Below are 12,823 nucleotides of genomic sequence, written 5' to 3'. Positions count from 1 at the left end.
TTCATGGACCCTTCCCCCAGTTACGCCGCCTCTTCCTATTTCGCCGACTTCGGCCTGATTCTCTTCGCCCTGTTCCTGGTGCTGCTCAACGGTTTCTTCGTCGCCGCCGAGTTCGCCATGGTCAAACTGCGCGCCACCAAGGTGGAAGCGATCGCCAACCGCCATGGCTGGCGCGGACACATCCTGCGCACCGTGCACCAGCAGCTGGACGCCTATCTGTCGGCCTGTCAGCTGGGCATCACCCTGGCTTCGCTGGGCCTGGGCTGGGTCGGTGAGCCGGCCTTCGCCCACCTGCTCGAACCACTGCTGGCGAGCATCGGCATCGAATCGCAGGCGCTGGTGCATGGCGTTGCCTTCTTCGCCGCGTTCTTCGTCATTTCCTACCTGCACATCGTCATCGGCGAGCTGGCGCCGAAGTCCTGGGCGATCCGCAAGCCGGAGCTGCTGTCGCTCTGGACGGCCGCGCCGCTGTACGCGTTCTACTGGCTGATGTATCCGGCGATCTATCTGCTCAACGCCAGCGCCAATGCCATCCTGCGCATCGCCGGCCAAGGCGAGCCGGGTATGCAACACGACCATCACTACAGCCGCGAAGAGCTCAAGCTGATCCTGCACTCCAACCGCGCCCGCGACCCTGGCAATCAGCAGATCCAGGTCCTGGCCTCGGCGGTGGAGCTGAGCGAGCTGGAGGTGGTCGACTGGGCCAACTCTCGCGAGGACCTGCTGCAGCTCGACCACGACGCACCGCTGGCCGAGATCCTCGAGATCATTCGCCGCCACAAATACAGTCGTTACCCGGTCTACGATAGCGAGCAGGGTGACTATGTCGGCCTGCTGCACATCAAGGATCTGCTGCTGGCACTGGCGGCCGATGAACGCCTGGCCGAGCACTTCTGCCTGGACGAGCTGCTGCGTCCGCTGGAGCGGGTATCCAAGCACATGCCGCTGGCCAGCCTGCTGGAGCAGTTCCGCCAGGGCGGCGCGCATTTCGTGCTGGTGGAGGAAGGCGACCACAAGGTGATCGGCTTCCTGACCATGGAAGACGTACTGGAAGTGCTGGTCGGCGATATCCAGGACGAGCACCGCAAGACCGAGCGCGGCGTGCTCGCCTACCAGCCCGGCAAGCTGCTGGTGCGCGGCGACACCCCGTTGTTCAAGCTGGAACGCCTGCTTGACATCGACCTCGACCACATCGAGGCCGAGACCCTGGCAGGGCTGGTCTACGAAACGCTCAAGCGCGTTCCCGACGAGGACGAAGTGCTGCAGGTCGAAGGCCTGCAGATCGTCATCAAGAAGATGCGCGGGCCGAAGATCGTGCTGGCCAAGGTGCTCAAGCAGGCCTGAGCCGGGCAATCGACCTGGGCGCCGGATGTGCCTCGGCGGCTACGGCCGGCGGCAGCACGCCTCACTCACCGCCGACTGCGAAGTTCGGCAGGCTGTTGACCGGCTGGGAGAAGTCGAACGGGATCGATTCGATTGCCAGCCCGACGTTGCGCTGTACCACGAAGTGCAGGTGCGGGCCGGTGCTGTTGCCGGTGTTGCCGGAACGCGCAATGCGGGTGCCGGTTTCCACCCGCTGGCCTTCGCGCACGGCCACCGAGCCTTTCATCAGGTGCAGATAGACACCCATGGTGCCGTCGTCATGCATGATGCGCACGAAGTTGCCGGCCGGGTTGTTGCCGCGGCCGCTCTGCTGGTTCTCGATCTTCACCACCATGCCGCCACGCGCCGCGACGATGGGCGTGCCTTCGGGCATGGCGATGTCGACCGCGTAACGCCCCTTGGGGGTGAAATGGCTGTACTGACCGTTGGCACCCTGGGTCAGGCGGAACGGACCGCCGCGCCAGGGCAGCGGATACTTGTAGGGCTTGGGTAACAGGCGCGGATCGCCCAGAGCATGGCGAAGCTTGGGCGTGTACCTGAGCGGCTTGCTGGCATCGCGCGGGGCCAGGGTGGCCAGGCGAATCTGGCTGCGCGGCGGTAATACCCAGCGGATCGGCTTGGCCGGTGCGCCGACGGCGTTCTCGACGTTGTCCAGCTTCAGTTCGATATCCACCGGCGCGAACAGGTCGTTGCGCACCAGCAGGGTCTCGCCCGCCGCGTGCTTGCGGGTTTCCAGTTTCACCTGGGTATCGAGCTTTTCCACCATGCGGTCGCTGAAGACGAAGATCTGCGCACCAGGCGCGGCCTGGTCGCTGTAGGTCACGACCCCATTGGCGTCGGTGTATTTGTAGATGGTCAGGGCCAGCGCCGGCGTAGCCAGCAGCGGCAGCCCGAGCAACAAGAGAATGCGCCCCAGCATAACGGCAGTTTCTAGTGGTTATAGTGTTGGAGCGGGAACTCTAGCAGCGGCGAGTGGCCTGTGCGAGCCACCGACCGTCGGGGTGTGATGGCGGTCAGTTTGTCTGCGCGACCAGGCGCCGAACGGTCGCCTGGCTGGGTGAATCAGGCGCCGGGGACGAAATGCCGCTGCGCCGTGCCGCGAGCGATCAGCCGCGACAGGTAGTCGAGTTTCTGCGGGTCGCGGTCGACGAAGCGGAACGACAACTGCAACCAGTCGCTGTCCGGCTTCGGCTCGAACGCCGCAACGGCGTGTAGATAGCCGTTGAGGCGAGCGATCTCGCCGCCCTCGCCCTGCTCCAGATCGAGCACGGCACTTTCCAGCACCTGCGGCAGCTGTTCGCCGCGTTTGACTACCAGCAGTGCCTCTTTGAGGCTCAGCGCCTTGATCACGCAGGCGACACTGCCATTGGCCAGTCGTAGCTGGCCCTGCCCACGCCCGGAAGCCGGTGCGGCGGGGGCACTGCGCGGCACCGGCGCAGCGGGCTGCACCAGTGGCGCGGGGTTTGCCTCCGCAGTCGGAGTCGGTGGCGCGGAGGGCCGCACCACCTCGGCCTTGCCACCGGTCAGCGCAGTCAGCGAGTCGTTGGCAACGCCAGTGGACAGGATTCGTGTCGGTGCGCTGGCAGCCAGGGCATCCAGCTTGCCGGCACGCCCGAGGGCCTTGCGCACCTTGCTGGTCAGCTGTTCGTTGGAAAAGGGTTTGCCGATGAAGTCCGAAACGCCGGCCTGAATGGCCTGCACAACGTTCTCCTTGTCGCCGCGGCTGGTCACCATGATGAACGGCGTGGTCTTCAGCGAATCCTGCGCACGGCACCAGCTCAGCAGCTCCAGACCGGACATCTCCGGCATTTCCCAATCGCAGAGAATCAGGTCGAAACGCTCGCGGCTGAGCATCTGCTGAGCCTTGCGTCCGTTTACCGCGTCCTCGGTGCGAATACCGGGAAAGTGGCTGCGAAGCGCCTTCTTCACCAGATCGCGGATAAAGGGTGCGTCATCCACTACCAGCACACTGACCTTGCTCATCCATCTCTCCTGCGCGAATGCCGGCAAGCATAGCCGCCTGGCGGGGTCGACAAAAGCGCTAGAGGCCATGAGCTGTGAAGTTGTTGCGCCCGATCAAGCCCGCGCAGCGCGCCACGAGGGGACAGCCGGTTGCCGGCGCGGCATACTGGCCGCTTTCGCCAGCTTCGCGAGGCCGTCATGGTTCAGCACATTCTCGTCGCCCACGATCTCAGCCCGGACGCCGACCTGGCACTGCAGCGGGGCGCCCAACTGGCGCGACAGAACGGCGCGCGGATCAGTCTGCTGCACGTGCTCGACGAACGCGAACAAGGCCGCGATGAACAGGCGGCCCGCGCCCTGCTCGGGAGCCGCCTGCAACAGAACGGACTGCGCGATGTTGAACCCTGGCTGCGCCGCGGCCACCCCGCCGAAGAGATCCTGACCCAGGCCCAGGGGCTGGAAGCGGACCTGCTGGTGCTGGGACGACACCACCGCGAATCGGCCCAGGGCTTCATCGGCACGACCCTGGAACGCGTACTGCTCGACGCTCCGGCACCGCTGCTACTGGCAACTATCCCCGGCGACATCGCCTACAAGCGAGCAGTGGCCGCGCTGGATTTCTCCCGCTGCGCCACGCATGCCATGCACTGCGCCTGGGAGTTGCTGGGCGAAGGTGCCGAGCTGCACGCCCTGCATATCGACGAGATGGCCGAAGTACACGGCCCCGATTACGAAGGGCTGTCGCTGCAGCAGGAGCTGTTCGACCAGCTGATCGAAGATATCCAGCCTCAGCTGCCGGATACCGGCGCGTTGCTGAGCTACAGCCTGCATCAGGGCGAGCGCAACAATTGCATGGACGCGGCGCTGCGCGACCTGCAACCGCAGCTGCTGGCCCTTGGCAGTCACAGCCGCGGCGAGCTGAGCAGTGCATTGCTCGGTAGCCTCGCCCGGCAGTTCATCGACAACCCGCCCTGCGACATCCTGATCGCGCGCTGAGGCGCGTCCTTATCCGCCTGCGCTCGATGGCGCAGGCACGGCTTTGCCGCTCGACATACCACCGCCAGGTTGCGTCCCTGCAAACCCCTGCTACGTTTAGAGCCAGAACAACAATAAGAAGAAGACGCCCATGTGCCTCGCTTCGACTCGTTTCTGGTCCCGCTGTCCAGCTCCCATCTCTACGACTTTCCACGACGACGTGGTGCCCCGCACCCGCCTGCGCTCGGCGTGCGCGCGTAAATGCCAGGCCGCGGCATTCAGCCAACCGGCGACCCACGGCGTTGTGCCTCTGACCGCCTGCCCAGCTTTCCCCTAACCCGCCCATACGGACCGCTTCGCATGGGGCGTTCCGCATGCCGAGCAAACCGTGCAAGGAGATACGCATGAAGCTTTCAGCAATCGCAGCGGCAACCCTGACGGCAATGGCCGCCGTACCCGCCTCGGCCGAGATTTCCGACGGCAAGGTGAAGATCGGCATCCTCAACGACCAGTCCGGCGTGTACGCCGATTTCGGCGGCAAGTGGTCGTTCGAGGCGGCGAAGATGGCGGCCGAAGACTTCGGCGGCAAGGTGCTCGACGCCCCCATTGAGATCGTCACCGCCGATCACCAGAACAAGCCGGACATCGCCTCCAATATCTCGCGGCAATGGTACGACCGCGAGCAGGTCGACGCGATCATGGAGCTGACCACCTCCTCGGTGGCGCTGGCGGTACAGGGCATTTCCAAGAGCAAGAAGAAGATCAATCTGGTGACCGGCGCCGCCACCACCGAACTGACCGGCAAGCAGTGCTCGCCCTACGGCTTCCACTGGGCCTACGACACCCACGCGTTGGCGGTCGGCACCGGCGGCGCGCTGGTGTCCCAGGGTGGTGACAGCTGGTATTTCCTCACCGCCGACTACGCGTTCGGCTACTCGCTGGAAGAGCAGACCTCCAAGTTCGTCAAATCCAAGGGCGGCGAGATCAAGGGCTCGGTGCGCCATCCGCTGGCAACAACCGACTACTCGTCGTTCCTGCTTCAGGCCCAAGCCTCGGGCGCCAAGGTCATCGGCCTGGCCAATGCCGGACTGGACACCGCCAACAGCATCAAGCAGGCCGCCGAGTTCGGCATCGTCGCCAGCGGCCAGCGCCTCGCCGCGCTGCTCTTCACCCTCGCTGAAGTGCACGGTCTGGGCCTCGATGCCGCCCAGGGCCTGACCCTGACCGAGAGTTTCTACTGGGATCGCGACGACAAATCCCGCGAGTTCGGCGAACGCTTCTTCAAGCGCACCGGGCGCATGCCGAACATGGTCCACGCCGGCACCTACTCCGGCGTCATGCAGTACCTCAAGGCAATCGAGAAGGCCGGGACCGACGCCACCGAGCCAGTGGCCAAGGCCATGCACGAGATGCCGGTGGATGATGTCTTCGCGCGCAACGCCAAGGTCGGCGCCAACGGCCGGCTGATCAGCGACGTCTACCTGATGGAGGTGAAGAAGCCCGAAGAGAGCAAGCGCGAGTGGGACTACTACAAGGTGCTGGCGACCGTACCGGGCAACGAGGCCTACATCGATCCGGCCGAGAGTGGCTGCGATCTGGTCGGGCAGTGAGCATGGCGGCAGCGCAAGGCCTGGACGTCGGCGGTTCGACCGCCGGCACAGCCACGGACTCGCCGGTGATGCTCTCTGCCCGCGGCCTGCGCAAGGAGTTCGGCGGCTTCGTCGCGGTGAACAATGTCGATCTGGACGTGCGCCATGCCCGGGTGCACGCGCTGATCGGCCCCAACGGCGCGGGCAAGACCACGGTGTTCAACCTGCTGACCAAGTTCCTGCAGCCCACCAGCGGAACCATCCGCCTGCTCGACCATGACATCACCCACACCGACCCGGCCAAGGTGGCACGCATGGGGCTGGTGCGCTCGTTCCAGATCTCGGCGGTATTCCCGCACCTCTCCGTGCTGGACAACGTGCGCGTCGCGTTACAGCGGCCGGGCGGGCTGGCCACGCAATTCTGGCTGCCGATGCGCTCGCTCAACCGCCTCAACGAGCGCGCCATGCAGTTGATCGAGTCGGTCGGCCTGGCCGACAAGCGCAACGAGCTGGCGGCTGATCTCTCCTACGGGCGCAAACGCGTACTGGAGATCGCCACCACCCTGGCGCTGGAGCCCAAGGTGCTGCTGCTCGACGAACCCATGGCCGGCATGGGCCACGAAGACGTACACGTGGTGGCCGAGATCATCCGCGAGGTCGCCACCCAGCGCGCGGTGCTGATGGTCGAGCACAACCTCAAGGTGGTCGCCGACCTCTGCCATCAAGTGACGGTGTTGCAGCGCGGCGAAATCCTGACCTCCGGCGACTACCGCACGGTCAGCCAGGACGAGCGCGTGCGCGTGGCCTACATGGGGACCGACGATGACTGAACCCTTGCTCAGCGTGCGCGACCTCAACGCCTGGTATGGCGAAAGCCATGCCCTGCACGGCATCGACCTCGACGTGCAGCAGGGCGAGACGGTGACCCTGCTCGGCCGTAACGGCGTCGGCAAGACCACTGCGCTGCGCGCGATTGTCGGCATCATCCGCCAGCGCAGCGGCAGCATCCGCTTCGACGGCAAGGACATGCTGCGCGTGCCGCTGCACCGCACCGCCCGCCACGGCATCGGTTATGTACCGGAAGAACGCGGCATCTTTTCCACCCTGACGGTGGAGGAGAACCTCACTCTGCCGCCGGTGATCGCCAAGGGCGGCATGACCCTGGCTGAGATCTACCAGCTGTTCCCCAACCTCGAGGAACGCCGCAAGAGCCCCGGCACCAAGCTCTCCGGTGGTGAGCAGCAGATGCTGGCCATGGCGCGCATCCTGCGCACCGGCGCCCGGCTGCTACTCCTCGACGAGCCCACCGAAGGCCTGGCGCCGGTGATCATCCAGCGCATCGGCGAGGTGCTGCAGACACTCAAGCAGCGCGGCATGACCATCCTGCTGGTGGAACAGAACTTCCGCTTCGCCAGCAAGGTGGCCGACCGCTTCTACGTGGTCGACCACGGCAAGGTCATCGATACCTTCGACGTCGCCGATCTGCCCGGCCGCATGACCATGCTCAACGAAGCCCTGGGGGTCTGATGACGACGATTTTCGATGTACCGATCCAGGCCTTCCTCGGGCAATTGCTGATCGGCCTGATCAACGGCTCGTTCTACGCCATGCTCAGCCTGGGCCTGGCAATCATCTTTGGCATGCTGAAGATCATCAACTTCGCCCACGGCGCGCAGTATATGATCGGCGCCTTCGCCGGCTATCTGTTGCTGGCGACCCTCGGCATCGGCTACTGGCCGGCGCTGATTCTCGCGCCGATCGTCGTCGGCCTGTGCAGCGCGGTGATCGAGCGCCTGGCGCTGTCGCGGCTGTACAACCTCGACCACCTCTACAGCCTGCTCTTCACCTTCGGTCTGGCGCTCGCCCTGGAAGGCGCCTTCCGCTACTTCTACGGCTCCTCCGGACAGCCCTACGCGGTGCCCAAGGAGCTGGCTGGTGGCTACAACCTGGGCTTCATGTTCCTGCCAAAGTACCGCGCCTGGGTGGTGCTGGCGTCGCTGGTGATCTGCATCGCCAGCTGGCTGCTGATCGAGAAGACCAAACTCGGCGCCTACCTGCGTGCCGCCACCGAGAACCCGACGCTGGTGCGCACCTTCGGCATCAACGTGCCGCTGCTCCTGACCTTCACCTATGGCATGGGCGCGGCGCTGGCCGGCCTGGCTGGCATGCTTGCCGCGCCGATCTACCAGGTCAGCCCGCTGATGGGCTCGAACCTGATCATCGCGGTGTTCGCCGTGGTCGTGGTCGGCGGCATGGGCTCGATTCTCGGCGCCATCATCACCGGCTACATGCTGGGCATTCTCGAGGGGCTGACCAAGGTGTTCTATCCGGAGGCTTCCAACATCGTGATCTTCGTGATCATGGCGATCGTGCTGCTGGTGCGCCCGGCCGGCCTGATGGGGAGGGACGCCTGATGAACAGCCAGGTGAACGTCACGCCGACCACCAAACGCCCGCTGCTGCGCCTGGAGACCGTGCTGATCCTGATCGGAGTGGTCGCGCTGGCGCTGGCACCGTTCTACTTCTACCCGATCTTCCTGATGAAGGTGCTGTGCTTCGCCCTCTTCGCCTGCGCCTTCAACCTGCTGCTCGGCTATACCGGCATCCTCTCCTTCGGCCACGCGGCGTTCTTCGGCGGCGCGGCGTATTTCACCGCCCACGCAGTCAAGGAGTGGGGATTGCCGCCGGAGCTGGGCATTCTCGTCGGCGTTGCCGGCGCGGCGTTTCTCGGGCTGATCATCGGCTTTCTGGCGATCCGCCGGCAGGGCATCTACTCGACGATGATCACCCTGGCGCTGTCGCAGATGTTCTTTTTCTTCTGCCTGCAGGCGCCCTTCACCCATGGTGAAGACGGCATTCAGAACATTCCGCGCGGGCACCTGTTCGGCTTCATCGATCTGCAGGAGCCGCTGTACATGTACTTCTTCGTGCTGTCGGTATTTCTCGCCGGGATGCTGCTGATCTGGCGCGTGATCAACTCGCCGTACGGCATGATCCTGCGCTCGATCCGCGAGAACGAGAACCGCGCCATTTCCCTGGGCTATTCGGTGTCGCGCTACAAGCTCGGCGCCTTCGTCATGTCCGCCGCCTTGGCCGGGCTGGCTGGCGGGTTGAAGGCGCTGGTGTTCCAGTTCGCCACGCTCACCGACGTCAGCTGGCAGATGTCCGGCGAGGTGGTATTGATGACCCTGCTCGGCGGCATCGGTACGCTGGTCGGGCCGATCTTCGGCGCCGCACTGGTGACCAGCCTGGGCAACTACTTCGCCACCTCGGAGCTGCCGGTCACGCTGGTCACCGGGATCATCTTCATGGTCTGCGTACTGGTGTTCCGCCGCGGGATGATCGGCGAGCTCTATGCCTCGCGGCTGGGCAAGAAGCTGGAGCGGCGCGCCGACGACTAGGGGCCGCCAGGCGCAGCCGGAGACGACTCAGCCGTTCGCTTCGAGCAGGTCATGCAGTTCGACGAACTGCAGGCTCAGCTTGTGCCGAGGATCCAGATAGACCAGCGGCATGCAGGCCTGGTGCGACTCGCGCATCTTTACCGAACTCATCAGGTTGACCGGCAGCACCGGCAGTCCTTCGCTCAGCAGCTCGTCGATCATCTGCTGCGGCAGCGCGGCCCGCGGCTGGAACTGATTGACCACGATGCCCTCGACCTCAAGCGTTTCGTTATGGTCGTCCTTCATGTCTTCGATCTCGTCCAGCAGGCTGTACAGCGCCTGGCGGGAAAAGCTGTCGCAGTCGAAGGGGATCAGGCAGCGGTCGGCAGCGATCAGTGCCGACACGGTGTAGAAGTTCAGCGCCGGCGGTGTGTCGAGGTAGATGCGGTCGTAATCCTCGGCAAGGCCGTCGAGCAATTTTCGCAGTTTGTTGATCTTGTGCTTGGCCTCCAGCTTGGGCTGCAGGTCGGCCAGCTCGGCCGTGGCGCTGATCAGGTGCAGGTTGTCGAAGGCCGTTTCGAGGATCGGCGGGCGCGCCTTCTTGCCAGCCGTGCCGCCAGCGAGGATCTGTTTGAAGAAGTCCGCGATTCCGGTGGGAATGTCATCGCCGGTCAGCCCGGTCAGGTAGTGCGTGGAGTTGGCCTGGGCGTCCAGGTCCACCAGCAGTGTGCGGTAGCCCTGCGATGCGCTGACCGCAGCCAGATTGCAGGCGATGCTCGACTTGCCGACACCGCCCTTCTGATTGAACACGACCCTGCGCATGACCCGCCTCCCAAGAAACCCTGAGCGGTCGAGTCTATACGGCAAATGTGACAGCCGGGTTATCCGCGACGGCAAACCCGACCAAAGTCAGACCGCGACGGGCGCCTTGATGTGCGGATGCGCCTCGTAGCCGACCAGCCCGAAGTCCTCGAAGCGGAAGGCGAACAGGTCCTTCACCTCCGGATTGAGCTTCATTGTCGGCAGCGGCAGCGGCTCACGGGTCAGCTGCAGGTCGGCCTGCTCCAGGTGATTGGCGTACAGATGGCAGTCGCCGCCGCTCCAGATGAACTCGCCCGGCTCAAGGTCGCAGACCTGCGCCACCATCAGCGTCAACAGCGCGTAGCTGGCGATGTTGAAGGGCACGCCGAGGAAGATGTCGGCCGAGCGCTGGTACAGCTGGCAGCTGAGCTTGCCGTCGGCGACGTAGAACTGGAACAGCGCGTGGCACGGCGGCAGCGCCATCTGCTCGACCAGCGCCGGGTTCCAGGCCGAAACGATCAGCCGGCGTGAATCCGGGTTCTTCCTGATCATCGCCAGCAGATTGGCGATCTGGTCGATGGATTCACCGTTCGGCGCCGGCCAGGAGCGCCACTGGTAGCCATAGACCGGGCCCAGCTCGCCGTTCTTGTCGGCCCATTCGTCCCAGATCGAGACACCGTTTTCCTTCAGGTAGCGGATATTGGTGTCGCCCTGAAGGAACCACAGCAGCTCGTGAATGATGGATTTGAGGTGGCACTTCTTGGTGGTCACCAGCGGGAAGCCTTCGGCCAGGTCGAAGCGCATCTGGTAGCCGAACACGCTGTAGGTGCCGGTGCCGGTACGGTCGCTCTTGAAGGTGCCGTGTTCGCGCACGTGGCGCATCAGGTCGAGGTACTGTTTCATCGATTGACTCGAAGCAGGCGCCGAAGCGCGGTGAAAAGGCTGCGCGAATAGTAAAAGGCCTGCGCCCTGCTTGTCGCCCTCATGGCGACAGGCAGGGCAACGGATTCAGGCCGGCGCCCGGCCGGCGTCGCGCCGGTAGGCCCAGGCGATCATCCCGGCGCCGAGCAGCACCATTGGCACGCAGAGCAGCTGGCCCATGGTCAGCCAGCCGAACGCCAGGTAGCCCAGCTGCGCATCCGGCACGCGGACGAACTCGACGATGAAGCGGAAGACGCCGTAGCACACCGCGAAGAGTCCGGACACCGCCATGGTCGGCCGCGGCTTGCGCGAATAGAACCAGAGGATCAGGAACAGCGCGACGCCCTCCAGGGCGAACTGATAGAGCTGCGACGGGTGCCGCGCCAGCTGCTGCGGGTCGGTCGGGAAGACCATCGCCCAAGGCACATCGGTAGCCTTGCCCCACAGCTCGGCATTGATGAAGTTGCCGATGCGCCCGGCACCCAGGCCGATCGGCACGAAGGGTGCGATGAAGTCCATCAGCTCGAAGAAGCTTTTGCCGTTGCGCCGGGCGAAGATCCAGCTGCACAGCAGCACGCCGATCAGGCCACCGTGGAACGACATGCCGCCCTTCCACACCTGCAGGATCAGACTCGGCTGATTGATGTAGGCGGCCAGGTCGTAGAACAGCACGTAACCCAGGCGGCCGCCGACGATGACGCCCATGGCGACCCAGAACACCAGGTCGGAAAGTTTGTCCTTCGGCCATTCCGGCGCGAAGCGCTGCACCCGCAGCGAGGCCAGCCACCAGGCGCCGCCGATGCCGATCAGGTACATCAGGCCGTACCAGTGAATCTGCAAGGGGCCGATGGCGATGGCCACCGGATCGATCTGCGGATAGGGCAGCATCCGTTACTCCTCAAACCAGAAAGTTGATGCCGACGCTCAGCAGCAGCAGAGCGAACAGCCGTTTCAGAACCTTGGCCGACAGCCGGTGCGCCAGCTTCGCACCCAGTCTGGCGAAAAACATGCTGGTTGCCGCGATGCCCAGCAGCGCCGGCAGATAGACGAAACCCAGACTCCAGTCGGGCAGTTGCGTCTCGTGCCAGCCGACCACCATGAAACTTAGCGCCCCAGCGATGGCGATCGGCAGGCCGCACGCCGCGGAAGTCGCCACCGCCTGCTGCATCGGCACGCTGCGCCAGGTCAGATAGGGCACAGACAGCGAGCCGCCGCCGATACCGAAAATCGCCGATGCCCAGCCGATCACCACGCCCACCAGCGACAACTCGGGCCGTCCTGGCGCCTGGCCGGTGGCCTTGGGCCGCAGGTCGAAACCCATCTGCACCGCCATCGCCAGGGCGAACACACCGATGATCTTCTGCAGCATCGGCCCCTGGATCGCCGCCGCGGTCAGGCTGCCCAGCGCCGCGCCGAGCAGGATGCCAAAGGTCATCCACAGCACCATCGGCCAGCGCACCGCACCCTTGCGGTGATGGGTGAGAATGGAATTGACCGAGGTGAAGACAATGGTAGCCAGGGACGTACCGACGGCCAGATGGGTGAGGATTTCCTGAGAAAATCCCTGGGCGCTGAAACTGAATACCAGCACCGGCACGATGATCAGCCCGCCGCCGACGCCGAACAGACCGGCCAGCACCCCGGCGAAGCCGCCCAGCAGCAGATAAAGCAGAAACTCCATGCGCCCCGTCCCGGCGAAACAAAGCGGCATGTTAGCGAAAATGCCCGGCCGGCGCTTGCCCGCCGACGCGCTGACGCCGGCTGCCCATGGCCCTTTCGGCCGCCGCGCCTGTACCCTTGCAGGTCTGCAACC

Annotated in this window: 13 protein-coding genes; 7 read left to right on the top strand and 6 right to left on the bottom strand. The window is 64.8% G+C overall.

Features of this window, described 5'->3' with window-relative positions; all coding sequences use genetic code 11:
* Positions 1 to 3 precede the first annotated feature (3 nt).
* On the top strand, positions 4 to 1,344 hold the full coding sequence (locus HZR81_RS13485) for a hemolysin family protein (protein ID WP_500128388.1): 1,341 nt from the start codon (positions 4 to 6) through the stop codon (positions 1,342 to 1,344).
* A gap of 61 nt (positions 1,345 to 1,405) precedes the next feature.
* Here HZR81_RS13485 and HZR81_RS13480 read toward each other — a convergent pair whose 3' ends face one another.
* Together HZR81_RS13480 and HZR81_RS13475 are read right to left on the bottom strand one after the other, a co-directional pair.
* A complete protein-coding gene (locus tag HZR81_RS13480) occupies positions 1,406 to 2,302 on the bottom strand; it encodes a peptidoglycan DD-metalloendopeptidase family protein (protein ID WP_500128386.1) in 897 nt (298 codons plus the stop codon).
* Positions 2,303 to 2,445: 143 nt separating this feature from the next.
* Positions 2,446 to 3,366, bottom strand: coding sequence for a response regulator (locus HZR81_RS13475; RefSeq protein WP_063539514.1), 921 nt, complete (start codon positions 3,364 to 3,366; stop codon positions 2,446 to 2,448).
* A 177-nt stretch (positions 3,367 to 3,543) separates the two neighbouring features.
* Here HZR81_RS13475 and HZR81_RS13470 point away from each other — a divergent pair, with 177 nt between their 5' ends.
* The 6 genes from HZR81_RS13470 (at position 3,544) to HZR81_RS13445 (ending at position 9,309) form a co-directional block, all read left to right on the top strand.
* Positions 3,544 to 4,341 (top strand): universal stress protein, encoded by a 798-nt coding sequence (locus tag HZR81_RS13470; RefSeq protein ID WP_500128384.1) that lies wholly within the window; start codon positions 3,544 to 3,546, stop codon positions 4,339 to 4,341.
* Positions 4,342 to 4,724: 383 nt separating this feature from the next.
* Positions 4,725 to 5,930, top strand: a complete 1,206-nt coding sequence (locus tag HZR81_RS13465) for an ABC transporter substrate-binding protein (RefSeq protein ID WP_500128382.1) — start codon at positions 4,725 to 4,727, stop codon at positions 5,928 to 5,930.
* Between the two features lie 2 nt (positions 5,931 to 5,932).
* Positions 5,933 to 6,739, top strand: a complete 807-nt coding sequence (locus HZR81_RS13460; RefSeq protein WP_500128380.1) for an ABC transporter ATP-binding protein — start codon at positions 5,933 to 5,935, stop codon at positions 6,737 to 6,739.
* A complete protein-coding gene (locus HZR81_RS13455) occupies positions 6,732 to 7,436 on the top strand; it encodes an ABC transporter ATP-binding protein (protein ID WP_500128379.1) in 705 nt (234 codons plus the stop codon). The genes HZR81_RS13460 and HZR81_RS13455 overlap by 8 nt, the downstream gene beginning before the upstream one ends.
* Positions 7,436 to 8,323: a branched-chain amino acid ABC transporter permease gene (locus HZR81_RS13450; RefSeq protein WP_500128378.1), complete on the top strand. Its 888-nt coding sequence runs from the start codon at positions 7,436 to 7,438 to the stop codon at positions 8,321 to 8,323. Before HZR81_RS13455 ends, HZR81_RS13450 begins: the two co-directional genes overlap by 1 nt.
* Positions 8,323 to 9,309 carry a branched-chain amino acid ABC transporter permease gene (locus tag HZR81_RS13445; RefSeq protein WP_063539510.1) on the top strand — a complete coding sequence of 329 codons (987 nt, stop codon included), beginning with the start codon at positions 8,323 to 8,325 and terminating at the stop codon, positions 9,307 to 9,309. The genes HZR81_RS13450 and HZR81_RS13445 overlap by 1 nt, the downstream gene beginning before the upstream one ends.
* Positions 9,310 to 9,336: 27 nt before the next feature.
* Here HZR81_RS13445 and HZR81_RS13440 read toward each other — a convergent pair whose 3' ends face one another.
* The 4 genes from HZR81_RS13440 to HZR81_RS13425 all read right to left on the bottom strand — a co-directional run bounded on the left by HZR81_RS13440 (position 9,337) and on the right by HZR81_RS13425 (position 12,691).
* Complete coding sequence (locus HZR81_RS13440; protein WP_013981553.1) at positions 9,337 to 10,110, bottom strand: ParA family protein; 774 nt, start codon at positions 10,108 to 10,110, stop codon at positions 9,337 to 9,339.
* Between the two features lie 87 nt (positions 10,111 to 10,197).
* Positions 10,198 to 10,992, bottom strand: a complete 795-nt coding sequence (locus HZR81_RS13435; protein ID WP_500128376.1) for a thymidylate synthase — start codon at positions 10,990 to 10,992, stop codon at positions 10,198 to 10,200.
* Positions 10,993 to 11,097: 105 nt separating this feature from the next.
* Positions 11,098 to 11,898 carry a prolipoprotein diacylglyceryl transferase gene (lgt, locus tag HZR81_RS13430; protein ID WP_500128375.1) on the bottom strand — a complete coding sequence of 267 codons (801 nt, stop codon included), beginning with the start codon at positions 11,896 to 11,898 and terminating at the stop codon, positions 11,098 to 11,100.
* A gap of 10 nt (positions 11,899 to 11,908) precedes the next feature.
* Positions 11,909 to 12,691: a sulfite exporter TauE/SafE family protein gene (locus HZR81_RS13425; protein WP_500128374.1), complete on the bottom strand. Its 783-nt coding sequence runs from the start codon at positions 12,689 to 12,691 to the stop codon at positions 11,909 to 11,911.
* Positions 12,692 to 12,823 lie beyond the last annotated feature (132 nt).

Source organism: Pseudomonas sp. LM13 (genome assembly GCF_041381355.1).
GTDB classification, from domain to species: Bacteria; Pseudomonadota; Gammaproteobacteria; order Pseudomonadales; family Pseudomonadaceae; genus Stutzerimonas; species Stutzerimonas frequens.
Note: the sequence above shows the minus strand (reverse complement) of the source record. Positions and strands in the feature narration are given on the sequence as shown.